Annotated in this window: 25 protein-coding genes; 7 read left to right on the top strand and 18 right to left on the bottom strand. The window is 66.9% G+C overall.

Annotated elements, in window-relative coordinates; genetic code table 11:
• Positions 1–11: 11 nt before the first annotated feature.
• The 6 genes from JW805_08335 to JW805_08310 all read right to left on the bottom strand — a co-directional run bounded on the left by JW805_08335 (position 12) and on the right by JW805_08310 (position 6,963).
• Complete coding sequence (locus tag JW805_08335; protein MBN2972023.1) at positions 12–317, bottom strand: DUF952 domain-containing protein; 306 nt, start codon at positions 315–317, stop codon at positions 12–14.
• A gap of 41 nt (positions 318–358) precedes the next feature.
• The gene (gene gyrA / locus JW805_08330) at positions 359–3,118 is read right to left on the bottom strand and encodes a DNA gyrase subunit A (protein MBN2972022.1); all 2,760 of its coding nucleotides are present in this window, start codon (positions 3,116–3,118) and stop codon (positions 359–361) included.
• Between the two features lie 146 nt (positions 3,119–3,264).
• Positions 3,265–3,822: a glycine zipper 2TM domain-containing protein gene (locus JW805_08325; protein ID MBN2972021.1), complete on the bottom strand. Its 558-nt coding sequence runs from the start codon at positions 3,820–3,822 to the stop codon at positions 3,265–3,267.
• 89 nt (positions 3,823–3,911) lie between these two features.
• The gene (locus JW805_08320) at positions 3,912–4,340 is read right to left on the bottom strand and encodes a type II toxin-antitoxin system VapC family toxin (GenBank protein MBN2972020.1); all 429 of its coding nucleotides are present in this window, start codon (positions 4,338–4,340) and stop codon (positions 3,912–3,914) included.
• Positions 4,337–4,576, bottom strand: a complete 240-nt coding sequence (locus tag JW805_08315) for a type II toxin-antitoxin system prevent-host-death family antitoxin (GenBank protein ID MBN2972019.1) — start codon at positions 4,574–4,576, stop codon at positions 4,337–4,339. Before JW805_08315 ends, JW805_08320 begins: the two co-directional genes overlap by 4 nt.
• 65 nt (positions 4,577–4,641) lie before the next feature.
• Positions 4,642–6,963: a UvrD-helicase domain-containing protein gene (locus tag JW805_08310; protein ID MBN2972018.1), complete on the bottom strand. Its 2,322-nt coding sequence runs from the start codon at positions 6,961–6,963 to the stop codon at positions 4,642–4,644.
• 65 nt (positions 6,964–7,028) lie between these two features.
• Between JW805_08310 and JW805_08305 the strand changes: the two genes are divergently transcribed.
• The 4 genes from JW805_08305 to JW805_08290 all read left to right on the top strand — a co-directional run bounded on the left by JW805_08305 (position 7,029) and on the right by JW805_08290 (position 11,206).
• Positions 7,029–7,433, top strand: coding sequence for a GFA family protein (locus tag JW805_08305; GenBank protein ID MBN2972017.1), 405 nt, complete (start codon positions 7,029–7,031; stop codon positions 7,431–7,433).
• Complete coding sequence (locus JW805_08300) at positions 7,430–8,455, top strand: DUF4118 domain-containing protein (GenBank protein ID MBN2972016.1); 1,026 nt, start codon at positions 7,430–7,432, stop codon at positions 8,453–8,455. The genes JW805_08305 and JW805_08300 overlap by 4 nt, the downstream gene beginning before the upstream one ends.
• Positions 8,456–8,621: 166 nt before the next feature.
• The gene (locus JW805_08295; protein ID MBN2972015.1) at positions 8,622–9,902 is read left to right on the top strand and encodes an MHS family MFS transporter; all 1,281 of its coding nucleotides are present in this window, start codon (positions 8,622–8,624) and stop codon (positions 9,900–9,902) included.
• 2 nt (positions 9,903–9,904) lie between these two features.
• Positions 9,905–11,206 (top strand): amidohydrolase, encoded by a 1,302-nt coding sequence (locus tag JW805_08290; protein MBN2972014.1) that lies wholly within the window; start codon positions 9,905–9,907, stop codon positions 11,204–11,206.
• Positions 11,207–11,369: 163 nt separating this feature from the next.
• Here the strand turns inward: JW805_08290 and rsmD are convergent, their stop codons facing one another.
• Positions 11,370–11,909: a 16S rRNA (guanine(966)-N(2))-methyltransferase RsmD gene (gene rsmD / locus JW805_08285; GenBank protein ID MBN2972013.1), complete on the bottom strand. Its 540-nt coding sequence runs from the start codon at positions 11,907–11,909 to the stop codon at positions 11,370–11,372.
• Positions 11,906–13,354 carry a pseudouridine synthase gene (locus tag JW805_08280; GenBank protein MBN2972012.1) on the bottom strand — a complete coding sequence of 483 codons (1,449 nt, stop codon included), beginning with the start codon at positions 13,352–13,354 and terminating at the stop codon, positions 11,906–11,908. Before JW805_08280 ends, rsmD begins: the two co-directional genes overlap by 4 nt.
• Here JW805_08280 and JW805_08275 point away from each other — a divergent pair.
• On the top strand, positions 13,271–13,699 hold the full coding sequence (locus JW805_08275; GenBank protein MBN2972011.1) for a response regulator: 429 nt from the start codon (positions 13,271–13,273) through the stop codon (positions 13,697–13,699). The two genes, JW805_08280 and JW805_08275, sit on opposite strands and share 84 nt — an antisense overlap.
• A gap of 117 nt (positions 13,700–13,816) precedes the next feature.
• Here the strand turns inward: JW805_08275 and JW805_08270 are convergent, their stop codons facing one another.
• Positions 13,817–14,938, bottom strand: a complete 1,122-nt coding sequence (locus JW805_08270; protein MBN2972010.1) for an aromatic ring-hydroxylating dioxygenase subunit alpha — start codon at positions 14,936–14,938, stop codon at positions 13,817–13,819.
• 56 nt (positions 14,939–14,994) lie between these two features.
• Here JW805_08270 and JW805_08265 point away from each other — a divergent pair, with 56 nt between their 5' ends.
• Positions 14,995–16,329: an MFS transporter gene (locus JW805_08265; protein ID MBN2972009.1), complete on the top strand. Its 1,335-nt coding sequence runs from the start codon at positions 14,995–14,997 to the stop codon at positions 16,327–16,329.
• Here JW805_08265 and JW805_08260 read toward each other — a convergent pair.
• The 9 genes from JW805_08260 to JW805_08220 all read right to left on the bottom strand — a co-directional run bounded on the left by JW805_08260 (position 16,321) and on the right by JW805_08220 (position 23,367).
• Positions 16,321–16,743: a hypothetical protein gene (locus JW805_08260; protein ID MBN2972008.1), complete on the bottom strand. Its 423-nt coding sequence runs from the start codon at positions 16,741–16,743 to the stop codon at positions 16,321–16,323. The genes JW805_08265 and JW805_08260 overlap by 9 nt on opposite strands.
• A gap of 74 nt (positions 16,744–16,817) precedes the next feature.
• On the bottom strand, positions 16,818–18,083 hold the full coding sequence (locus JW805_08255; protein MBN2972007.1) for a bifunctional folylpolyglutamate synthase/dihydrofolate synthase: 1,266 nt from the start codon (positions 18,081–18,083) through the stop codon (positions 16,818–16,820).
• 182 nt (positions 18,084–18,265) lie between these two features.
• Positions 18,266–19,120, bottom strand: a complete 855-nt coding sequence (locus JW805_08250) for an acetyl-CoA carboxylase carboxyltransferase subunit beta (protein MBN2972006.1) — start codon at positions 19,118–19,120, stop codon at positions 18,266–18,268.
• Positions 19,117–19,905 carry a tryptophan synthase subunit alpha gene (locus JW805_08245; GenBank protein ID MBN2972005.1) on the bottom strand — a complete coding sequence of 263 codons (789 nt, stop codon included), beginning with the start codon at positions 19,903–19,905 and terminating at the stop codon, positions 19,117–19,119. The genes JW805_08250 and JW805_08245 overlap by 4 nt, the downstream gene beginning before the upstream one ends.
• Positions 19,902–20,129 carry a hypothetical protein gene (locus JW805_08240; GenBank protein ID MBN2972004.1) on the bottom strand — a complete coding sequence of 76 codons (228 nt, stop codon included), beginning with the start codon at positions 20,127–20,129 and terminating at the stop codon, positions 19,902–19,904. Before JW805_08240 ends, JW805_08245 begins: the two co-directional genes overlap by 4 nt.
• Complete coding sequence (gene trpB / locus JW805_08235; GenBank protein ID MBN2972003.1) at positions 20,126–21,355, bottom strand: tryptophan synthase subunit beta; 1,230 nt, start codon at positions 21,353–21,355, stop codon at positions 20,126–20,128. The genes JW805_08240 and trpB overlap by 4 nt, the downstream gene beginning before the upstream one ends.
• Complete coding sequence (locus tag JW805_08230; protein MBN2972002.1) at positions 21,352–21,990, bottom strand: phosphoribosylanthranilate isomerase; 639 nt, start codon at positions 21,988–21,990, stop codon at positions 21,352–21,354. The genes trpB and JW805_08230 overlap by 4 nt, the downstream gene beginning before the upstream one ends.
• A 22-nt stretch (positions 21,991–22,012) precedes the next feature.
• Positions 22,013–22,540, bottom strand: a complete 528-nt coding sequence (locus tag JW805_08225; protein ID MBN2972001.1) for a GNAT family N-acetyltransferase — start codon at positions 22,538–22,540, stop codon at positions 22,013–22,015.
• A gap of 71 nt (positions 22,541–22,611) precedes the next feature.
• Positions 22,612–23,367: a hypothetical protein gene (locus tag JW805_08220; protein MBN2972000.1), complete on the bottom strand. Its 756-nt coding sequence runs from the start codon at positions 23,365–23,367 to the stop codon at positions 22,612–22,614.
• Positions 23,368–23,729: 362 nt separating this feature from the next.
• On the opposite strand from JW805_08220, the gene JW805_08215 reads away from it, so the two are divergent.
• A complete protein-coding gene (locus tag JW805_08215) occupies positions 23,730–24,374 on the top strand; it encodes an energy transducer TonB (GenBank protein MBN2971999.1) in 645 nt (214 codons plus the stop codon).
• Positions 24,375–24,419: the final 45 nt, after the last annotated feature.

Genomic DNA, 24,419 nt, shown 5'->3' with positions numbered 1-24,419 from the left:
GTAAGCCGTCCTCAGCCCGTCACCGGCAAGCGGACTTGCGCCGCCGCGTCGCGTTCGAGAGGGGAATAGGCGACGACCGCCGACAGCGGCAGCGGCCCGTAGACGTGGGGAAACAGCTGGCCGCCGCGGCTTTCTTCCCACCGCACCGCGTCGCCCAGCGCGTCGAGGTTGACCGCCACGACATGCAGGTTCGACTGGCCGGCGAAATGCTTGTCGACCGTTTCCGTCAGCTGCGTCGCGGTCGACAAGTGGATGTAGCCGTCGGCCAGATCGACAGCCGAGCCGGCGAACGTACCGTCCGCTTCCAGGGCGTCCATCTGATCCTGGGTCAGCACCTTATAGGCCGTGGAGGGCTGGCTCACTGGCCGCCCTCCGGCCCTTCGGCCGCATCGCCGCCGATGGTGTCGCCGGTGTCGGGGGCCGTTTCCTGCGCCAGTTCGGCAGCGACCATCGCCTCGGCGGCGTTCTCGGGCTCCTCCTGCTCGTCGATCTTGGCGGCGGAGACGACATGTTCGCCCTTGCCGACGTCGAACAGCCGCACGCCCGCCGAGCCGCGGCCGATGACGCGCAGGTCGCCCAGGTGGATGCGGATCAGCTTGGCCTGGTCGGTCACCAGCATCAGCTGTTCGGCCTTGGTCGCCGGGAAGCTGGCGACGACGGGGCCGTTGCGGCCGATGTTGTCGATATTGGTGATGCCCTGACCGCCGCGGCCGGTGCGGCGATATTCATAGGCCGACGACAGCTTGCCATAGCCGTTCTGGCAGACGGTGAGGATGAACTGTTCCTTCGCGCGCAGCAGCTCGAACCGGTCGAGTGGCATCGTCGGCTCGCCCTCCCGCTCGGCCTTCCACGGAGCGAAGCGCAGGTAATCCTCGCGCTCTTCCGACGAAGTACCGACGCGGTGGAGGATCGACAGGCTGATGACCTCGTCGCCCGCGCCAAGGCGCATGCCGCGCACCCCGGTCGAATTGCGGCTCTGGAACTCACGCACTTCGTCACCGGCAAAGCGGATCGCCTTGCCCTGGCGCGTCGCGAGCAGCACATCGTCGCTTTCGTCGAGCAGCGCCACGCCGATCAACCGGTCGTCTTCGTCCTCGCCCTCGAACTTCATCGCGATCTTGCCGTTCGAGGGCACGTTGGTGAACGCGTCCATCGAATTGCGGCGAACATTGCCCTTGGCGGTGGCGAACATGACGTGGAGCTTGCCCCAGTCATCCTCATTCTCGGGCAGCGGCAGGACGGTCTGGATCTTCTCGCCATTGGCGAGCGGCAGCAGGTTGACCATCGGCCGCCCGCGGGTGGCAGGGCCGCCCTCTGGCAGGCGCCACACCTTCATGCGGTACACCTTGCCGAGCGTCGAGAAGAACAGCACCGGCGTGTGTGTGGATGTCACGAACAGTTCGGTGACGACGTCCTCGTCCTTTGTCGCCATGCCGCTGCGGCCCTTGCCGCCGCGTGCCTGGGCGCGGAAAGTCGCAAGCGGGGTGCGCTTGATATAGCCCTCGACCGTCACGGTGACGACCATGTCTTCGCGCTCGATCAGGTCTTCGTCATCGATGCCGTCGGCAGCCGCGGCGATCTCGGTGCGGCGCGGGGTCGCATACTGATCGCGGATCGCGGTCAGTTCCTCGACCATCACCTCGTACAGGCGCGCGCGATTGGCGAGGATTTCGAGCAGCTCGGCGATCGAGGCGGCCAGTTCCTGCAGCTCGTCGCCGATTTCGTCGCGACCGAGTGCGGTCAGGCGGTGGAGGCGCAGGTCGAGGATCGCGCGGACCTGAATGTCCGACAGGCGATAGGTGTCGCCGGTCACCTCGACCTCGACCGCTTCGACCAGGCGGATATAGGGCGCGATCTCTGAAATCGGCCAGTCGCGGGCGAGCAGCGACGCACGGGCTTCGGCGGGGGAGGACGACCCGCGGATGATGCGGACCACCTCGTCCAGATTGGTCACCGCGATGACCAGGCCGAGCAAGATGTGCGCGCGATCGCGAGCCTTGTTCAGCTCGAACTTCGCGCGGCGGGTGATGACCTCCTCGCGGAACTTGACGAAGGCCTCGATGATGTCGCGCAGGTTCAGCAGTTCGGGTCGGCCGCCGCGGATCGCCAGCATGTTGGCGGGGAAGGACCCCTGGGCCGGCGTGTGGCGCCATAGCTGGTTGAGCACGACCTCGGGCGTCGCATCGCGCTTCAGGTCGATGACGATGCGGACGCCGTCGCGGTTCGATTCGTCGCGGATGTCGCTGACGCCCTCGACGCGCTTGTCCTTCGCGGCCTCGGCGATCTTCTCGACCAGCGCGTTCTTGCCCTGCTGGTAGGGAATCTCGGTCAGGACGATCGAGCGCCGTTCGCCGCGTTGTTCGGTGATGTAGCGGCTGCGCACGATGATCGAGCCGCGACCGCCGGTATAGGCGCTGCGGCACCCGGCGCGACCGAGGATCATCGCGCCGGTCGGGAAGTCCGGCCCGGGGACGATCTCCATCAGCTCCTCGGCCGTGATCGCGCCGTTGGCGATGTACGCCAGGCATGCATCGATGACTTCGCCCAGATTATGCGGCGGAATGTTGGTCGCCATGCCGACGGCAATGCCGCCCGCACCGTTGACCAGCAGGTTGGGATAGCCCGCCGGCAGCACCGACGGCTCGCGATCCGACCCGTCGTAATTGGGGACGAAGTCGACCGTATCCTTGTCGAGATCGTCGAGCAGCGTGTTCGCGACCCGCGCCAGGCGGCTTTCGGTGTACCGCATCGCCGCGGGCGGATCGGGGTCCATCGACCCAAAATTCCCCTGACCGTCGATCAGCGGAACCCGCATCGACCAGTCCTGCGCCATGCGCGCCAAGGCGTCGTAGATCGCGCTGTCGCCGTGCGGGTGGAAATTACCCATCACGTCGCCGACGATCTTCGCCGACTTGCGATACGGCCGCCCCGCGACATACCCACCGATCTGCGCGGCGTAGAGAATACGACGGTGCACCGGCTTCAAGCCATCGCGCACGTCGGGCAGCGCGCGGGCGACGATGACCGACATGGCATAGTCGAGGTAGCTCGACTTCATCTCGTCGACGATCGAGATCGGCGAAATGTCGGAGGAATCCAGCGTCGGCGCGTCGGTCAAAGGTACAAGCTTTCGTGGGGTGTTACGGTGACGTTACGCCCTAGCCCCCACGATGGCTACCCACAACCCCCGCGCACGCGTGTACGCGCGCGAGGGCGTGTGGTTCCCGCGCTCCCGCTTCCCGCAGGAGTGCGGACGGTTGGGTTTTAGCGGCAGCGGATCTGGTCGTTGCTCCGCTCGATCGCCCGGCCGCCAAGCGCACCGGCGGCGGCACCGAGAAGCGTGCCGACCGTGCGCGAGCGTCCGCCATCGATGACGTTGCCGAGCAGGCCGCCCGCCGCGCCGCCGACGATCAGGCCGGTCGTGCCGTCGCTGCGGCGGCAGTAATAGCGGCCGTCATTGCCCGAATAGACGCGCTCGTCGGGCCCGAGGACACGCTCGCGATACTGGGTGCCGTTGCGGTAGTAGCGCGCGGGGTCATAACCGCCCTCGTCACGCCAGTCCTCGTAGCTGTCATAGCCCTCGGCGCGGTAATCGGGCGCCTGGCGGTAGGGCGTGCCCGGCCGCGGCGCGTAACCGCCATTGCGCGCGGCGGCGGCGCGATAGCGATCCATCTCATCGCGGAAGAGCTGGTACTCGCGGTCGAACCGCTGCTGCGCGGCATCGAACCGCTGTTGCTCAGCCGTGGTCTGCGCGGCGGCGGGAAGGGCGACGGCCGCGCATGCGCTGGCGGCGAGGATGGCGATAGTCTTGAAGCGGGTCATGATCGACGTCCTGCATTGTGTGGCCCGCAGGGGTGCGGACAGCGGAGTCGATACGGGTTGAGAACGATATGGTTCCTGAATGGGCCGGCTCAGTCGAGCGGTTCGAGCGGCACGCCTAGTAGTGGCGCGGCAGCGGCCATAGTTCTGTCGAGGGTTACGAGGCGAAAACCCGCGCCGGCGGCGATGGCGATGTGAAGTGCGTCCGGCGCGCGCACCCCGAGATGGTGACGGTCAGCGATCAAAGTCGCCTGTCTAAAATGTTCGACCGTGCAGCCAAGCGTGCTCAAACTCGCACCAAGAAAACGGCGCCACGAAGACAGGGCAACCGCGCGATCATCGACGGAGAGCTGCCCCGTGCGCACCTTGATCGACAACGCACTGGAGACTTCGGTATGCGTCCAATCGCTGACGAACAGCGTGCCCGCGTCCTGGTCATCCAGCCAATTCCAAATGCGATCACTGTCGGCTTCATCGGTAATCGCGGAAATCACCGCCGACGTGTCGAGATAGATCATCAGAAACCGCTATCCCGCATCCGACGAACGAGGTCAGCGGCGGATTCGGTTTGATACGGAATGGACTTTGCCGCCTTGCGAAGTGCGGCGACATCGACCTTAACTTTCTCGGGCGCGTCCTGCACCAGCTTCGCGACTTGCTTGCCATGCCGGGTGATTACGACGGTTTCGCCAGCAACGGCTTCATGAACCAACTCACTGAACCGGGCCTTTGCGTCGGCGAGATTGACATGCTTCATCGTGGCATTCCTGACTATATTTCTGACTATAACACCGACGCAGTCGAAATCAAAGCCTGTCTCGCTCACCCCGCTATCACGAAACTATCCATCACCCGCTTCCGCCCGGCCTGTTCGAAGTCGATCTCCAGCTTGTTGCCTTCGATCTCGACGATCTCGCCGTAGCCGAACTTCTGGTGAAAGACGCGCTGGCCCATCGAGAGATCGTCGCGGCCCTTGTTGCCGAGGCTGACTGCGCTGCGAGTGGCTTCCTTCACGCGGGGGGCTTCGCGGGTGAACGTGCGGCTGGTGAAGCTGCCGCCGGGGTTCTTCACGTCGACGCCGCCGCCGACACCCGCCGCGCGCTGCCAGCCGGGGCCGCGGCCGGTTCCCCTGGCGACGTCGGCGAAGGGATCGGCGCGGTCGCTCCAGTTGGCACGCCACAGGGATTCGCCGCCCGACATCGTCGTTTCCTCGTCGATATGGTGCTTGGGCAGCTCGCCGACGAAGCGCGACGGGATGCTCGAATTCCACTGACCGTAGATGCGGCGATTGGCAGCGTGAAGGATGATCGCGCGGCGGCGTGCGCGGGTGATCGCGACATAGGCGAGGCGGCGTTCCTCCTCGAGACTGGCGAGGCCACCTTCGTCGAGCGAGCGCTGCGAGGGGAACAGCCCTTCTTCCCACCCCGCACAGAAGACGGTGTCGAACTCCAGCCCCTTGGCGGCGTGGATCGTCATGATCGTCACCTGCGCGCCGCGGTTGCCGCCGTCGTTCTCCATCACCAGGCTGACGTGTTCGAGGAACGCGCCGAGCGAGTCATATTCCTCCATCGCGCGGACAAGTTCGCTCAGATTTTCGAGGCGACCGGCAGCTTCGGCGGAGCGATCGGCCTGGAGCATCGCGGTATAGCCGCTTTCGTCGAGCATCTGCCGAGCGAGTTCGGCGTGCGGCAAGTCCGCCCCCTTCGTCCGCCAACTGGCGAAATCGGCCACCAGCCGCCCGAGCGACTTCCTGGCAGCCCCGGTCATCTCGTCGGTGTCGAGAATCCGCGCAGCCGCCTCGCTCAGCGGGACGCCGAGCGCGCGGGCAAGCTGATGGAGCTTTGAAACAGCTTTGTCGCCAAGGCCGCGCTTGGGCACATTGACGATACGTTCGAAGGCGAGGTCGTCTGCCGGTTGCGCGATGACGCGGAGATAGGCCAGCGCGTCGCGGATTTCGGCGCGCTCATAGAAGCGGAAACCGCCGACGATACGGTACGGCATGCCGATCGCGATGAAGCGGTCTTCGAATTCGCGAGTCTGGTGCTGCGCGCGAACCAGGATCGCGATGTCGTCGAGGCTCTTGCCGGCGACCTGGCACGCCTCGATCTCCTGCCCGACGCGGCGGGCCTCCTCGGGCCCGTCCCAGACGCCGATGACCTTCACCTTCTCGCCCGCGTCCAGCTCGGTCCAGAGTGTCTTGCCGAGCCGTCCGCCGTTGTTGGCGATGACACCCGATGCCGCCCCCAGGATATGGGGGGTGGACCGGTAATTCTGCTCCAGCCGGATGACCACCGCACCGGGAAAGTCGCGTTCGAACTTCAGGATGTTTTCGACCTGCGCCCCGCGCCACGAATAGATCGACTGGTCGTCGTCGCCGACGCAGGCGATGTTCTTGCGCTCCTGCGCCAGCAGCCGCAGCCAGAGGTACTGGACGCTGTTGGTGTCCTGATATTCGTCGACCATGATATAGCGGAAGCGCCGCTGATACTGTTCCAGCACTTCGCGATTGGTCCGCAGGATCACGAGGCTGTGGAGCAGCAGGTCGCCGAAATCGCAGGCGTTCAGCGTCTTCAGCCGGTCCTGATAGGCCTGATAGAGCTGCTGGCCCTTGCCGTTGGCGTAGAGTTCGCTTTCCCCGGCATCGAGTTGCGCCGGCGTCAGCCCCTTGTTCTTCCAGCTGTCGATGAAGCCTGCGAGACTGCGTGCGGGAAACCGCTTCTCATCGATGTCGGCGTCGGCGATCAGCGTCTTGAGCAGGCGGATCTGGTCGTCGGTGTCGAGGATGGTGAAGTTCGACTGCAGCCCGACGAGTTCGGCATGCCGCCGCAGCATCTTCGCGCCGATGCTGTGGAAGGTGCCGAGCCACGGCATCCCCTCCACCATGTCGCCGACCAGCCGGCCGACGCGCTCGCGCATTTCCTTGGCCGCCTTATTGGTGAAGGTGACGCTCAGGATCTCCGACGGGTACGCCTTGCGCGTGTAGAGCAGATGCGCCAGCCGCGCCGTCAGTGCCGCGGTCTTGCCGGTGCCGGCGCCGGCGAGAACCAGCACCGGGCCTTCGGTCGTCAGCACGGCTTCGCGCTGAGGGTCGTTCAGGCCGGTCAGATAGGATGGCTCGTCGGGGTGGGGGGCTGGCGCTGGCATCGGCGAACAGGTAGAGAACGTCAGCGAGCGGGGCAAGGTCCGCGCAGAAACAAGGGGATGCGGCCATGGCGATTACCGGCGGCTGCCAGTGCGGTGCGATTCGGTACACAGCCGAGGGGCAGCCGCACCACAATGCGCTGTGCTGCTGTGCCGACTGCCGCAAGTCGGCGGGGGCGACGCCCGTCGGCTGGGCACTGTTCGATCAGGACAAGGTGACGATCGTCGGTACCCCGATCAGCTATAACTCGTCGGCCGAGTCGATCCGCCAGTTCTGCGGGACTTGCGGGACGGGACTATTCTTTTATTCGGCGACGGTGTTTCCGGGACAGGTCGATATCCAGTCGGCAACGTTCGATGATCCCGACGCCGTCCCGCCGGTCGTCCTGATCCAGACGGCGGAGGCGCCACGCTGGCTGGAGACGATCCACGATTTGCCGAAATTTGCGCGTTTCCCGGGGATGGGGGGGTGAGCGGGACCAGCGGCCAATCGCGCTGGATCGAGCGGTTCCCGCTTTATCAGGATCGCCCATGGCTGGGCACGATCGCGACGTTGCTCATCGCCGGGATCGCGTTGGCGATGCGGGAAGCGGCCGACCCCTGGTTGCCGCCGGGGTTTCCGTACGTCAGCTTCTTTCCCGCGGTGATCGTGACGTCGTTCCTGTTCGGCGTGCGGCTGGGCGCGGTGTCGGCGGTGATCTGCGGGTTCCTTGCGTGGTATTTCTTCCTGACCCCGCGCTATTCGCTCGTCCTGAACCTGGGTGCGGTGATCGCACTCGGCTTTTACCTTTTCGTCGTCGTTACCGACCTGGTGCTGGTCCACTGGATGCAGAGCGGCAATCGCCGGCTGGCGGCCGAACGGGAAGCGAACCGGGTGATGGCCGAGACGCGCGAGCTGCTGTTTCGCGAGCTCCAGCACCGAGTATCGAACAATCTGCAGGTCGCAGCAGCGCTGCTGACGGTACAGACCCGCCAGCTGAGCGATCCCGACGCCCGGGCGGCGCTGACGGAGGCAGCACGCCGGCTGGAGCTGATCGGGCGGATCAGCCGGCAGCTCTACGACCCCAGCGGTACCGCGCACCGACTGGTGCCCTTCCTCGACGAATTGTGCCGGGGCGTCATCGACGCGACCGGGCGCGGCGACGTCACACTGACGGTGACGGGGGACGCGACGATCGGGATCGAGCCTGACACGGCGATCCCGACTGCCCTGATCGTGTCGGAGGCGGTCGCCAACGCGGTCGAGCATGGCTTTGCCGACGATCGCTCCGGCGCGATCGACGTGCGCGTGCTGCGCGATACCGCGAGCGGCGAGATCGTCGTCAGCGTCGAGGACGACGGCCACGGCCTGCCCGAGGGGTTCGATGGCGGTGCGTCGTCGAGCCTCGGCCTTCGGATCGCGACGATGTTGGCGAAGTCGCGGGGCGGGCGGTTCGATCTGACGGGGGCGGTCGGGGCAAGGGCGACGCTGGTGCTGCCGGGGGCCCAGGGGTGATCGTTGGCCCTGCAAAGGCGGTGATCAAGGATCGTTGAACGACGTAGGTCTCGCAACCGCCAGTCAGGTCGTATCCCCGCCTGCGCGGGGTTGACGAGTTTGGCGGGCGAGGGCTTGCCCTGACCCGCCACCGCTCTATCGTCCACGACCGGGGGAGGACCGCCACTTGACCGCACCGTCACATCGCCGCGTGCTGACCGCCAGTTTCGTCGGCACGGCCATCGAATTCTACGACTTCTACATCTACGCAACCGCGGCGAGCCTGGTATTCGGAAGCATCTTCTTCCCCTCGCACGATCCAGGGCTGCAACAGATGGCGGCTTTCGCGACGCTGGCGGTCGCGTTTTTCGCGCGGCCGGTCGGCGCGGCGTTCTTCGGGCATTTCGGCGACCGGATCGGGCGCAAGTCGACGTTGGTCGCTTCGCTGCTGACGATGGGTATCTCGACAACACTCGTCGCCATATTGCCGACATATGAGCAGGCCGGGTGGATCGCGCCGTTCGCGCTGTGCGTGCTGCGCTTCGGCCAGGGCTTCGGTCTGGGTGGGGAATGGGGCGGGGCGGCATTGCTGGCGGTCGAAAATGCTCCGCCGGGCTGGCGCGCGCGCTATGGAAGTGCACCGCAGATGGGGGCGCCGGCGGGATTCATCGCCGCCAACGGCCTGTTCCTGATCCTGGGCGTGGTGCTGACTCCGGATCAGTTTCGCGACTGGGGCTGGCGCCTGCCGTTCGCGATCAGCGCGCTGCTGGTCGCGGTGGGCCTCTATATCCGCCTCAAGCTGACCGAGACGCCGGAATTCGCCCGGTCGCTGAAGGAAGCGCCGCCGCCCAAGGTGCCGCTGGCCGAGCTGCTGAACGATCACTGGCGAATGCTGGTCGGGGGCACCGTCGGCGCGATCGCCTGTTTCGCGACCTATTATGTCGGAACGGCCTTCCTGCTCGGCTACGGCACAAAGACGCTCGGCTACACGATGCAGGAATTTCTGAGCATCCAGCTGGTCGCGATCCTGTTCATGGCCGTCGGCATCTATTCGGCGGCGTGGTTGGCGGACAATCGCTTCGACGAGCGGCGCGTGCTGGCGGGCGGGTGCGTCGCGACGATCCTGCTCGGCTTCGTCATCGCACCGCTGATGCAAAGCTCGCTGTTCGGCGCCTTCATCTTCCTGTCGCTTGCGCTGCTGGCGATGGGTTTCGTCTATGGGCCGCTCGGCGCATGGCTGCCGGGGCTGTTCCCGCCGCGAGTGCGCTACACCGGCGCGTCGATGACCTTCAACATCGCGGGCGTACTGGGCGGCGGGCTGACCCCGCTTATCTCGCAGTGGCTGACGCTGAAGGGCGGTCTCGCCTATGTCGGCCTGTACCTGAGCGCGGCGACGGCACTCAGCCTCGTCGCGCTGTTGCTCTTACGTCAACGTCCGGCCGCGCCGGTTCCGCTCGAGGGGGTTTGACCATGATCCTGCCGCTGTTGCTTGCCGCCGTCAGTCCTGCGCCCGATTACGAAGCCGCGATCCGCGCGGATTACCGGAAGGACCTGGCCGCGCTGTTCGACTGGTTCCACCGGAACCCGGAATTGAGCTTCAAGGAGGTCAATACCGCGGCGCGGATGGCGGCCGAGCTGCGCAAGACCGGTGCGACGGTGACCGAGAAGGTCGGCGGTACCGGCGTCGTCGCGGTGATGACCAACGGCCCCGGTCCGACAGTGTTGCTGCGTGCCGACATGGACGGCCTGCCGGTGAAGGAAGCCAGCGGGCTGCCCAACATGTCGGTGGCGCGCCAGGTCGGTGTGGATGGCGTCGAGAGCCCGGTGATGCACGCGTGCGGCCACGACACCCACATCACCGCGATGGTCGCGACCGCGCGTCGATTGGCGGCGATGAAGGACCGGTGGAAGGGCACGGTCGTGATGATCGTCCAGCCTGCCGAGGAGCGCGTCGGCGGCGCGGCGGCGATGCTGAAGGACGGGCTGTACACCCGTTTTCCCAAGCCCGACTATGCACTGGCCTTCCACGTGTCTGCCCAGCAGCCGACCGGCACCGTCGCCGCGTCGGAGGGCATCCAATATTCGTCGGCCGACTCGGTGGACATCGTCGTGCCCGGCGTCGGTGCGCACGGCGCGTCGCCCAATACCGGCAAGGACCCGGTGTACATGGCGAGCCAGATCGTCATCGCATTGCAGGGGCTGATCAGCCGCGAACGTGCGCCGCTGGTCCCGGGCGTCATCACGGTCGGCTCGTTCCACGCGGGGACGAAGCACAACATCATCTCGGACGAGGCGCGATTGCAGGTCACCGTCCGCGCGAACGACGAGAAGACCCGCGCGCAGTTGCTTGCAGGGATCAAGCGTGTTGCAGAAGGCGTCGGTCGGCTGAATGGCATGCCCGACGACAAGCTGCCGAAGGTCACCGTCAGCGAAGGCACGCCGACGACGATCAACGACGCAAAGCTCGCCCGCCGGCTGAACGCCGCCCTGGCCCGCGACATGGGCGCCGCTGCGGTGATCCCGTTCGAGCAGAACGGAATGGGCGCGGAGGATTTCGCCTATCTCGTCCAGCCGGACCTGAAGGTGCCGGGCTATTATTTCGCGGTCGGCGGCACGCCGCGGGCGACGCTGGAGGCAGCGGCGAACGGCACCGGGCCGGCGGTCGCATCGCACCATTCGCCGCTGCTCAAGGTGGAGGCCGAGCCGGCGATCGTGACGGGCGCGACAGCGATGACCGCGGCGGTGCTGGAGTTGCTGGGGCCGAAAAGCTGAAATCCTTCTCCGGAGGGAGAAGGATAGCGCAGCTTACCGACTTGCCGGTCAGCGGAGCTTGGATGAGGCCGATGGCGCTATCGACGCGGTGACACCCTCACCCAGCTCCGACGAGGCAGCAAGCTGCCAGGCCTGCGGAACCCTCTCCCATGGGGAGAGGGGATTACACCGCCCGCAGCAATGTGATCTTCGCCTTGCCGTGCACCCGCTCGGCCTCGATCGCGAAGCCAGCGACGTCGACGTCCTCGGTCCTGCCCGTCTCGATGCTTACCCAGGTCGCCGGGGTCGTCCATCCGAGCCGCGCCAGCTTGTCGAGCGCGACATTGCCGGCGCCGCTGGCATAGGGGGGGTCCATCAGGATCAGGTCGAGCGGCGCACGGGCCGGGCCGAGCGCCAGGACGGACGACGCCCGAACCTCCGCGCCCTTCGCATCAAGCTTGGCGATATTCGCCTTCAGGGCATCCAGCGCGGCGCGGTCCTGTTCGACGAACAGACACGACGCCGCGCCGCGCGACAGCGCCTCCAGCCCCAGCGCGCCGGAACCGGCGAACAGATCGGCGACCGCCAGGTCTTCGAAAGTGCCGACCCGGCTCTGCAGCATCGAGAACAACGCCTCGCGCGTGCGGTCTGCGGTCGGGCGGGTCGCGTCGCCCGCAGGCGCGGCGAGCGGGCGTCCGCGCCACTGTCCGGCGATGATCCTCATGAACGGGGCTTCCGGGGCTTGCCCGGCCGCGCCTTGGGCTTGGCCTTGGCCCAGCCGGCGCCGCGCTTCGGGCGGGGTTTCGCGGTGGTCGGCTCGGCATCGGGCCGGGGACCGCGGGGGCGCGAAGTGGCGAGGTCGTCACGCGTCTCGCGGCCTTCATAGGCCTTGGTGGCGCGTTCGGGGCGTGGAGCAGCGCCGCGACGGGTCCGGTTCGACCGCCCGCCCTCGTCGTGCTCCGGCGAAGGCCGGGGCGTTGACGATCGGCGACCGGCCGCGGCCACGGCTCCGGCCTTCGCCGGCGCACGGGTGGGCCTGGCGTCGGGGGCAGCACTCGCCTCTTCCTGGCGGCGGGTCTGTTTCGCCAGTGTGACCCGGCGATCCACCGCGGGCTTGCGCTCGGCGCGGGGTGCAGGCGTCTCCGCATCCGGCCCCGGCTCGCGCTTCGGCTGCGGCATGCGCGCCGTCACCGGATTGGCGCGCGCCTCCTCGACCGCCTTCGCCTTGTTGCCCTTCAGGCTCGCGCGGAACTGGATCAGGTCGACCTGCCGCACTTCGCCGATCCCACCGACCGGAAGGTCGCCGAGCACGAACGGGCCGTAGCGCGTGCGAATGAGGCGCGAGACCTGCAAGCCCAGATATTCGAGCACGCGACGGACTTCGCGGTTCTTGCCCTCGGTCAACACCATTTCGACCCAGACGTTCGCACCGGTGCGGCGTTCGAGATTGGCGTCGATCGGTCCATAGCGGACGCCATCGACCTCCACGCCATCGATCAGCTCCTCCAGCTGCGCCTGCGTGACGTCGCCATAGGCCCGCGCGCGATAGGATCGCTCGACGCCGGTCGCGGGCAGTTCCAACTGGCGCTTCAACTCGCCATCGGTCGTCAGCAACAACAGGCCTTCGGTGTTGAGATCGAGCCGACCGACCGGCATCAGCCGTGGCAGGTCCTTCGGCAGCACGTCGTAGATCGTCTTGCGGCCGTTATAGTCGACCGCCGCGGTCAACGTGCCCGCGGGTTTGTTGAACAGGAACAGCCGGGCGGGGGAAGCGTCCTTCACCGCCTCGCCATCGACGGTCACGCCGCGCAGCGAGGTGAGGAGGGTGGCGGGCGTGTCGATGGGCACGCCATCGATTGCGATCCGGCCCTCGGCGATCATCCGCTCGATCTCGCGCCGTGACGCGACGCCGGCGCGGGCGAGCAGCTTGGCGATCCGCTGCGGCTCTTTCTGTCCTGAAGTCTGCACGATCCGCGCCTTAGCGTGCAGGACGAAGGGTGACAAAAAAACTTTGCGTCCCGAATGCGGCTTGCGCGTTACGGCTTCGTAATCAGGTGCTAGGACACCGGCGCAGAAACGAGGGATATGCTGTTCGCCAAGAAGGAGCGCCGGATCACGCGGATCCTCGTCGTCGAGGACGAGCCGCTGGTTGCCTTCGATACCGAGCATTTCCTGACGAGCGAGGGTTTCGAGATCGTCGGGACATTCGATACCGTCGCCGACGCGTGCGGCGCGATCGAGAGCGACGAGGACATTCATCTCGTGCTGGTCGACGTGAACCTGTCGGATGGCAGCGGCGTGAGCGTGGCCCAGGCCGCGGCGGCTCGCGGGATCAAGGTGGTGTTCGTGACGGGAAATTGCCCCGGCGATGCCAAGGCGCTGGCGGTCGGCTGCCTGTCGAAACCCTATGCCCAGCGCGACCTGCTGAACGCGATCGGTGCACTCGAAAAGGTGATGGACGGCAAGATGCCGAAACGCTTGCCGTCGAGCTTCAGCCTGTTCGCGACAGTCTAGCCAAATTACCGTCATCCCGCGAAGGCGGGGATCGATAGTCGCTGGAGGCGGCGAGTCTCATTACGGTCAGCCAGAATTTATCCCCGCCTCCGCGGGGATGACGGTTCGGGGCCGATGTTACGAAAGCCGCCCCTCCACCTGGTCATGGAACACCCGTATCCCATGCTCCAGCCCGCCGAGTGTCACCCGTTCCAGCGAGCCTGACTCAAGCCCTTGCTGGCAGAGCGCCGCGGCGCGAAAATCTTCCGATCCGAACACGCCGCGGTCGAGCAGCGCCCAGCTCCGCTCCCAATGATCGCGCGCCTTGTCTGTTGCGGGCGCTTGCGGGATCAGCATGAAATTCTCGATCAGCACACGGGCTTCCGACTGTGGCATCAGCACCATCAGGTTGATGTAATCGGGGCTTGCCGCAAGCACGGTGCCGGGAAACATCTGATAGGTGAAGGTGATCGCCCCGCGCAGCACCGCCCAGTCGCTGGCGGTAAGCGCCGCATCCTCCGCGGCGCGGCCTACGGCGGAGCGTTGATGCACGCCGATCGTGTCCGCTGCCGCGACGCCGTCCTTGAAGAACTTGCCGATCGTGTCGGCGTGCAGGCGCGAGAGGTGATAGCTCTCCAGAAAGGCATCCATCACCAGCTTCCAATTGGCCGGTACGTCGTGCGTGCGGCGGCGGAAGAGGTGGTGACCGGCAAGGTCGAAGGCGGCGAAGTCCGGTGCCAGCGCCTCGGCATCGGCGAAGTCCGCGGCGTCGTCGAACGCGAACCAGATCAGCCCGCCGATTTCCCGCGCCGGCAACTCGCGCAGGCCATACGCCGCCTTGTCGAGACCCGGAAAGCTGTCGCCACGCGGCACGCCGGCCAGCCGACCGTCGGTGGCATAGGCCCAGGCGTGATAGGGACAGACCAGCCGCGGCGCCTTCACGCACGCGTCGCCCTCGACCAGCCGGGTCCCGCGGTGGCGACAGACGTTCAGGAAGACGTGGATCTGCCCCTGGCCGTCGCGGGTGATGAGCAGCGGCTTGCCGAACCCGTCATGCGGCACCGCCATGTTGCGGTCGGGCAGCAGGGCGGACGGTGCGATGACCAGCGGCACCCGGTCAAAGATCGCTGCGCGTTCGGCGGCATGGCGCGCGGGGTCGGTATAGGCAGCAGCATCGACATAGGTGAGTGTGTCGGCGCAATCCCCGCCCGCCGCCAGCCGCGCGGCGAGCGCACGTTGTCCCTCGGTCGGTGCGTTCACCCTTCCTCTCCCGAAATTTTCCGCTAGTTTCGCGCCTTTGGGGCGTGGGAGCAAGTATGGCGAGCGTAAGCGAAGCGGGCAGCAAGTGGGGTGGACTGCGCCCCTATTTCGAACGCGCGCCGCTCGCGACCTTCTTCCTCGGCATCTCGTCGGGGCTGTGCTTCACCCTGATCGGCGCGACGCTGACGACGCGGCTGGCGCAGAGCAACATCGACAAGAAAACGATCACCGCCTTCACGCTCGCGTTTCTCGTCTACAATTTCAAGCCGCTGTGGGCATGGATGGTCGACGGCATCCGCCTGCCGGTGCTCGGCCGGCTGGGGCAGCGCGTGTCGTGGATGATCTTCGCCGGCGTGCTGGTGATGGCCGCGGTTGCCAATCTGGCGCGGGTCGATCCGGGCGCCCAGCTTTGGGCGACGGTCGTTGCGGCGATCATCGTCGGGGTGGCGGGTGCGACCTACGACATCGTCATCGACGCCTATCGCATCGAGATCCTGAAGCCGTACCAGCTCGGCGTCGGGTCGGGGATGATTCAGTATGGCTGGCGCGTCGGGTCGGTTCTGACGGGCGGCCTTGCCCTGGTGCTCGCGGCGCGCGTCGGGTGGAACGTCTCTTACCTGATCTGCGCGCTTTTTGCGCTGCCGGCGATCGGCGTCGCGCTGCTGTTCGGCGAGCCCGATCGCCACCGCGAGCCAACTGGCCGGCGCGGGATGGGCGAGATCTGGGCGTCGATCGTCGGGCCATTCGTCGAATTCTTCAAGCGATCGGGCGCGCTGCTGCTGCTGGTGTTCATCCTGATCCACAAGATCGGCGACACGCTGGGGCAGCTCGTCCTGCGCCTGCTGCTCGACGATCTTGGGTTCACCAATGACGAGATCGCGCTGTTCGACGTCGGCATCGGATTCTGGGCCTATCTGATCGGCATCTTCATCGGCGGCGTCCTCTATGCGCGCCTGGGCCTGAAGCGGTCGGTGCTGCTCAGCCTGGTGCTGATGGCGGTGTCGAATGCCAGCTTCGCGATCCTGGCGAATGCCGGGCACAGCAACACGATCCTGGCCGGCGCGATGACGTTCGAGAATATCGCGAGCGGCATCGGCAGCGTGACGGTCGTCGCCTATTTCTCGGCGCTGTGCGACCTGCGCTTCACCGCCGCGCAATATGCGCTGATCAGTTCGGCGGCGAGCATCGTCGGGCGCTTCCTGAACGTCGCAGTGGCGAGCGACCTAGTCGATGCGTTCGGCTGGGCGGGCTTCTACTGGATCACGACGCTGGTCGCGCTGCCGGGCGTGCTGCTGTTCTGGTGGATGGCCCGCAGCGGGATCATCGACCGCTCGATCGGCACTGCTGGCACGGAAGGCGAGGGCGACGCCCGCGCCGGCGCCTCAGCCTAACGGCATCCCCAGGTCGGCGAAGGCGATCGATAGCGCGGTCGCCGTCGCCAGGGGGCCTTTCGCGTCGCGTGTACCGAGTAGATCGGCAAGCAGCAGTTCGGCCGCAGCCTCATTGGTCAGGCTCTTGCCGACGACCGATAGAACCGCACCCTCGCACCCGGTCATCCGCGCACAGCACCACGGCGCGATCTGCAGCGGGCGCTGCGCTGCCGCCGACAATTCCAGCATCAGCGTGCGCAGCAGGATCAGGGGGCGGCGGAAATCCTTGCCGAAAGCGGTGACGAACGCGTGCGCCGCCGCAGCATCGTCGACGCCGTGCGACCCCATTTGACGAAAGGCGAACAGTAGCAGGCGCGGCGCCGGGTCTTCGGGCTGAAGCCGGGGCAGGATGGTGAAGGCGTGAGTGGTGGACATGGGCGCGACTCTGGTTGCGAACGTCAGGCCACCATGTTCGCCACTGCGCTATTGATAGTCAATCGCAATAATGATCAGTCCGGCAGCTCGTGGTTTTCCGCGAGCACTTCGCCGGCAAGATAGAGCGAGCCGAGCACCGCAACCGCCTGCGTGCCGGTCGCCGACAGCGCATCGAAGGCGGATCGCACGTCCGGCGCGGTCCGGCCCGGAACGCCGGCGGCCCGTGCGATCGCGGCCAGTTCATTCGGCGCGTGGTGATCGTGGCCCGGTGTCGGGACGCCCGTCAGCGACCGGGCGAGCGGCAGGATCGGGGCGAGGAAGCCGCGGGCGTCCTTGTTGGCGAGCATGCCCACGACCAGATCGACCTTGCGTCCCGCCGCCATCGTCGCGAGCGTTTCCGCCACGGCCTTTGCCGCAGGTTCGTTATGACCGCCGTCGAGCCAGACCGGTGTGCCGGCCGGCAGCCGCGCCGTCAGAGGGCCCGCGGTCAGCCGCTGCATCCGCGCCGGCCAGCGCACCGCGGTAGCGGCCGTGGCGAAGGCGGCCGGCGAGACGCGAACCCGGTCCTGTGCCTGCACCATCGCGACGGCGAGTGCGAGGTTGGTGACCTGGTGATCGCCGGCAAGAGCAGGCCACGGCGTGACGATCGCCGCGCCGTCGACGGGGCGATAATGACGTGCTTCCCGTGACGCGGGATCGGTGACGAAACGCCACGCAGCGCCCTGAACCTGAAGGTCGGCAGCGCTCGTCAACGCAACCTCGCGCACCGCGGCGTTGACGCTGTCGGCGTAGGACAGCGTGACCAACGGGCGTCCGGGCTTGGCAATCCCCGCCTTCTCTCGCGCAATCCCTTCGGCGCTATCGCCGAGGAAGGCCTGATGGTCGATCCCCAGCTGAGCAATGCCGCAAGCGGCGGGATCGGCGACGACGTTCGTCGCGTCGAGCCGTCCGCCCAGTCCCACCTCCACAACGCATGCCTCAGCCGGCGTCTCGGCGAAGGTCAGAAACGCCGCGGCGGTCGAAACTTCGAAGAAGCTCGCACCGATCCCGTCGGCGACGTCGAGGACACGCGCGAGCAAGGGGGCGAGCGCGTCGTCTTCGATCAGCCTGCCCGCGACGCGGATGCGTTCGTTGAATCGGACGAGATGGGGGGAGGTATAAGCGTGGACCCGGTGCCCTTCCGCCTCCAGCGCGGCACGCAGGAAGGCGCAGGTCGAACCCTTGCCGTTGGTGCCGGCAACGTGAAACACCGGCGGGAGTCGCCGCTCGGGGTTGCCGAGTCGGTCGAGCAAGGCACGGATACGCCCCAGCCCGAGGATATCGGCACCGGGCGACAGCATTGTCAGCCGGTCAAGTTGCGCCTGGACGGCGGGGGAGGTGGAGGTGGCGTGGTCCATAGCGACTCCCTCTCCCCGCTTGCGGGGAGAGGGCTGGGGAGAGGGGCCTTGCCGCGAGCGTCGCTCTCGGTGAGACCTCCCCCTCTCCCAACCCCTTCCCCTGAAGGGGAGAGGGCTTTCCTTGCTTACGCCGCCATCCGGCTACCGGCGAGATAGCCGACCAGCCTGCCCAGCGTTTCCTTCAGCTCGTGCCGGTGCGTCACCATGTCGATCAGTCCGTGGTCGCGGTAATATTCGGACGTCTGGAAATCTTCCGGCAGCTTCTCTCGGATGGTGCTTTCGATCACGCGGCGGCCGGTGAAGGCCAGGGTTGCGTTGGGCTCGGCGATCTGGACGTCGCCCAGCATCGCATAGGCCGCCATCACGCCGCCCGACGTCGGGTCAGTCAGCACGACGATGTAGGGCAGGCCCGCATCATGCAGCATCTCGATCGCGACGGTCGAGCGCGGCATCTGCATCAGGCTCAGGATACCCTCCTGCATGCGCGCACCGCCGCTGGCGGTGAAGACGATATAGGGCGCGCCTTCGCGGATCGCGGCTTCACAGCCGGCGATGAAGGCTTCGCCGACGAATTGACCCATCGATCCGCCCATGAAGGCGAAGTCCTGCACCCCGATGACCGCGCGGTGGCCGTCGATCGTGCCGACCGCGTTCAGATACGCATCCTGCTCGCCCGTGTCGGTGCGCGCGGTCTTCAGGCGATCGGTGTAGCGCTTCGAATCGCGGAACTTCAGCGGGTCCTCGGCGACGCGCGGATTGGGCAGCACGCTCCAGCTGCCCTCGTCGAAATGATATGCGAAGCGCAGGCGCCCGCCGATGCGCTCGTGATGCTGGCACTTCGGGCAGACGTGCTGATTTTCCTCCAGCTCCTTCACGAACACCATTTGCCCGCACCCCTTGCACTTGTGCCAGAGGTTGTCGGGCGTCTCGCGCTTGGTGACGAAGGGGATCGCGTTGCGGACGCGGTCGATCCAGCTCATGTTATGGCCTTGCTGATGGCGGTTTTCAGGGTGTCGATATAGGCACGCACCGGCTCGGCGGCATCGGCGCCGTGCTGGGCGACGAGGTTGACGATCGCGGAGCCGACGACGACTCCGTCGGCCACGCGCGCGACGGCGGCGGCCTGATCGGGCGTGCGGATGCCGAAGCCGACCGCGACGGGGACGTCCGTCGCTGCCTTCAGGCGGGCGACCGCGTCCTCGATCGAGGATTGCGCAGCCTGTTGCAGCCCGGTGATTCCGGCGACCGAGACATAATAGACGAATCCGCTCGCGCCATCGAGCACGGTGGGCAGGCGCGCGATATCGGTCGTCGGCGTGGCGAGACGGATCGGATCGATGCACTTGGCGCGCAACGCCGGCCCGAGTGCGTCATCCTCCTCGGGCGGAATGTCGACGCAGATCACGCCATCGATGCCGGCCTCGGCGCAGGCGTCCGCGAACCATTCCGGCCCGCGGCGCAGCATCGGGTTGGCATAGCCCATCAGGACCAGGGGCACGTCCGGGTGCCGCGCGCGAAAGCCCCTTGCGATCGACAGGATGTCGGCGGTGGTCGTGCCGGCGCCCAGGCTGCGGATGTTCGCAGCCTGAATGGCGGGGCCGTCGGCCATCGGATCGGTGAACGGCATGCCGAGCTCGATCACGTCCGCGCCCCCGGCGACGAGCGCGTCGAGGATCGCTGGCGTCGCGGCCGGCGTCGGGTCGCCCGCCGTCACAAACGTGACAAGCGCGGGGCCGCGGGTGAAGGCGGTGGCGAGGCGGGTCATTGAATGTGTCCCCGTTCGCGCAAACGCTCGATCACCTTGAAGCGAAAGAACGCCCAAGTAACGACCGGCCCAACGACGACCATATGGAGCCAGCCACTATTTTGATCGTAGAAGGGTTCCACGTCGAACCATGTCGACAAGGCCCGACCAACCAGCTCAGCGACGATCAAAGTCAAAACTGCTGTCGCCAAAAACTTCGTGAGACTTCCACCCGTCGCGCTCATATCGCCACCCCCAGCGCCTCGGCGACGGTGAAGATGTCCTTGTCGCCACGCCCGCACAGGTTCGCCAGGATAACCTGGCCGCGATCCATCTCGCGCGCGCGTTTGGCGACCGCGGCGATGGCATGGCTGGGTTCGAGCGCGGGGATGATGCCTTCGGTGCGGCAGAGCAACTGGAAGGCGTCGAGCGCCTCGGTGTCGGTCACGCTCGTATATTCGACGCGGCCGATGTCCTTCAGCCAGCTGTGTTCCGGCCCGATGCCCGGATAGTCGAGGCCCGCCGAGATCGAGTGCGCCTCGGCGATCTGGCCGTCGTCGTCCTGCAACAGATAGGTCTTGTTGCCATGGAGGACACCGGGGAAACCGCCCGCAAGGCTCGCGGCGTGCTTCGCATCCAGCCCTTCGCCCGCCGCCTCGACGCCCAGCATCGCGACATCGGCGTCGTCGAGGAACGGGTGGAACAGCCCGATCGCGTTCGACCCGCCGCCGATTGCCGCGACCAGCAGGTCGGGCAGGCGCCCGGTGCGCGACAGCATCTGTTCGCGCGCCTCGCGGCCGATCACGCTCTGGAAGTCGCGGACCAGCTCCGGATACGGATGCGGGCCGGCCGCAGTGCCGATAATGTAGAAGGTGTCGTGGACGTTCGCGACCCAGTCCCGCAACGCCTCGTTCATCGCATCCTTCAGCGTCGCCGCGCCCGACTTCACCGGGCGGACCTCGGCACCGAGCAGCTTCATGCGGAACACGTTCGGCGCCTGCCGTTCGACGTCCTTCGCGCCCATGAAGATGGTACAGGGCAGGCCAAAGCGCGCGCAGACGGTGGCGGTCGCAACCCCGTGCTGGCCCGCGCCCGTCTCGGCGATGATCCGCGTCTTGCCCATCCGCCGCGCGAGCAGGATCTGGCCGATGCAATTGTTGATCTTGTGCGCGCCGGTGTGGTTCAGCTCGTCGCGCTTGAACCAGACCTCCGCCCCCTTGCCCTCCGGCGCGCTCTCGCGCAGCGCCTCGGTCAGCCGCTCGGCGTAATAGAGCGGGCTGGGCCGGCCGACATAATGTTCGAGCAGGTCGTCGAACTCGGCGGCGAAGGCGGGATCGGCCTGCGCCGCGCGATATTCGCGCTCCAGGTCCAGGATCAGCGGCATCAGCGTTTCGGCGACGTAACGGCCGCCGTAATCGCCGAAATGGCCCCGCTCGTCGGGCTGGGCGCGGAAGGAATTGGGAGCGTTCATAAGTGCCGAACCGCTTGAAGGAAGCGCGCGATCCTGTCCACATCCTTCACGCCGGGCGCGCTTTCGACGCCGGAGGAGACGTCGACGAGCGTCGCGCCCGTCCGGCTTGCCGCGGCGGCGACATTGTCGGGATCAAGTCCCCCGGACAACGCCCAGGGCAGGGGATGACGATAGCCGTCGAGCAGCGTCCAGTCGAAGCGTAGCCCCATGCCCCCGGGCAAGGCGGCGCCTTCGGGCGTCTTGGCATCATAGAGAATGCGATCCGCCGCGCCGACGAAACCGCGTGCCGAATCGAGGTCGGCGCGTGTCTTCACCGCGACCGCCGCCCAAGTCTCGAGCCCCGTGCGGCGCTTCAACGCGGCCACGCGATCGGGGGCGGTCTTGTGGAGTTGCAGGATATCGAGCTCGCCTGCCGCAACCGCAGCATCGACCAGCGAATCGTCGGGATCGACGAAGACGCCGACGATTCCCGCATGCGCCGGCACGTGCGCGGCGAGCCCCCGCGCCTGGTCGAAATCGACATGGCGCGGACTGGGCGGGAAGAAGACCAGCCCGATGTGGCGCGCGCCGTGGCGAACGGCTGCGTCGATCGTCTCTGGCGTCGAAAGGCCGCAGATCTTGGCTGTGACGGACATGGTCCGCGCCATGCCGCGCGGCTCAGGGCCGGGCAAGCGCTCTGAGCGGCTTTTCGAGCACCGACATATATAAGGGCGGTTCGAGCGCGATCGGAAAGTCGCGCCGCTCGCCCGTCACCGCATAGCCGCGCCGCTGATAATAGGCGATCAGCTCGATCCGGCTTTCGATCACCGTCATTTCGATTCGGTCGGCACGGAACACTGTCGCCGCCGTGGCCTCCGCCGCACCGATCAGCTGCCGGCCGATGCCGCCGGCCTGCAACTCGGGCTCGACGCACAGCTGGCCGAGGTAGGCCAGCCCGCCGCCGCGGTCGGCGATCGCCACGCACCCGACCGGCTCCGGTCCCAGCCACGCGGACAGCAACCGTTGACGCGGATCGCCGACGATTTCGGTCAGGACGTGTTCGGTAGTGCGCGGACCGCTCAGCAGGTCGGCTTCATGCGTCCAGCCGCGGCGCGCCGTCTCGCCGCGGTAGGCCCGTTCGATCACCAGATGCAGCCGTGCAAGGTCCCCCGCATCGGTACGGCGAATCTTGAGGGGATTCCACATGGATCAAGCGATGCGCGTGCCAACGCCATCCTGCAAGAGCCCAGGCAGATATTCCCGGCCAATTCGGGGAATCAGCGTGTGCAGGGCCCCAGTTGCGCCAGGACGAAGGCGTAATCCTCGCGCGCGATCGCGGCATCCATCGGCTCCATCGCCGCGACCGACCGGTCGGGCAGGGCGCGGGGCAGCCCGCAGGCGAGCCGATACCAGAGCAGCGTATCGCGCGCGGGTGGGCCGGCGGCCTCGTCGACGATCTCGCTGAGCGCCACCGCCCAGCGGCGTTGCTCGCCCGGCCGACGCAGGATCGACAGCGATACGGGGCGATTGTCTGCGGTCGTCAGGAAAATTTGCGTTTCGCCTTCGCCCGGAAGCGAGCCGGCGACGTGAAAGGCATTGCCGACCGCCCGGATCGCCGGCGGGGCATCGGACGCCACAACCTCGCGTGATATGCTGCGGATGCGCGCGTCGAGCGTCGGCGTCCAGGGCTGCTGCCCGTCGGGGCCGAGCAGCTGGATCTCGCCCGCGCGCCCCGGCACGGGCCGTGCGAACAGCAGGACGCGCATCTTCTTGAGCTTCGGCGCCTTGCCCCGGGCGTCCAGCGGCACGTCGGCCAGGTAGGAGACTCGCGCCGACACCTCGGCCGGTCCCCGAATCAGCGCGCCGACGTCGGCTACGACATAGAATCGTGCGAATCCGGGCCGGACGTCGGGCGCCTCCGCCGGCTTGAGCTTCGTCGCATCGCGGATGGTGGCGTCGATCAGCAACGGCGCGGCGATCACCCGGTCCGCCACACTCGCATAGCTGGCGGACGGCTGCCCGGAAGGTGCCATGTTCTGCGCGCTTTGCGACGGAAATGCGGCAAAAACTGCCGATATGAACGTGATCGGGGCGAAAAGGTTAAGCGGGGTCAGCATGATCGAAAGCGTTAGCGTGGCGACCCTGAACGATACAGAAATAATTTTGTCCTTTTCCGCCCGTACGTTTGTTGCGCCCGACAAAGCGTTTGCGTCACAGGAACCATGTGATAGAGCCGCATGGCCCTGTCGCGCGATGGCATAACGTCTGCGGCAGAAGGTAGGCAGTGGCAGAGGACGCAAAACCGCGTGGAAGTCGCCGCCCGCCTCAGTCAGTCATGAGGGAGTTTCGTAGCTGAATGGCCTACGCTGACAAGAATATGAGCGGGAGTCGGGTGGTGGCGCTTGTCATCGTTGCCCTGATTCACGCTGTGATAGGCTACGCCTTTGTGACGGGCCTCGCCTATCAGTATATCAAGAAAACCCAGGAAAAGCTGACGACGTTCGAGGTCGAGGAGCCGCCGCCCCCGCCGGAGGAGGTGCCTCCGCCACCGCCGCCGCCGGACCAGCCGTCGACTCCGCCGCCGCCGGTCCTCGTCACCCCGCCGCCGATCGTCCAGACGGTCGCACCGCCGGTGGTGATGCAGGCGCAGACGACGCCGCCGCCGGCCTATACGGCGCCGCCGCCGGCTCCGCCCGCCCCACCTGCGCCGCCGGCTCCGCCCGCGCCGCCGGCACCCCCCAAGATCAGTCAGAAGGCTGGCCTGAAGGGCAATGTGAGCCAGTTCTTCGGACCGGACAACTATCCGCCGACGGCCCGCCGTGAAGGCGCAGAGGGTCGAGTCGCGGCGACGTTGACGGTTGGCGTCGATGGTCGCGTCACCGACTGTCGGGTTACCTCGTCGAGCGGCAACCGCGACCTCGACGATGCGACCTGCCGCATCTCGCGGAGCCGGGTGCGCTTCACGCCGGCGAAGGACGAAGACGGCAACCCGGTGGCGTCCAGCTACCCGTTGGCGATCCGCTGGCAGCTGGAACAGTAAGGACCGCGCCGGTGCCACAGCGCATCGGCCGCTCCCCTCGAATTC

It is taken from the genome of Roseomonas aeriglobus, from assembly GCA_016937575.1.
In the GTDB taxonomy this organism is placed as follows: domain Bacteria; phylum Pseudomonadota; class Alphaproteobacteria; order Sphingomonadales; family Sphingomonadaceae; genus Sphingomonas; species Sphingomonas aerigloba.
The sequence above is the reverse complement of the archived record's forward strand: the minus strand, read 5'-3'. Positions and strand labels throughout refer to the sequence as shown.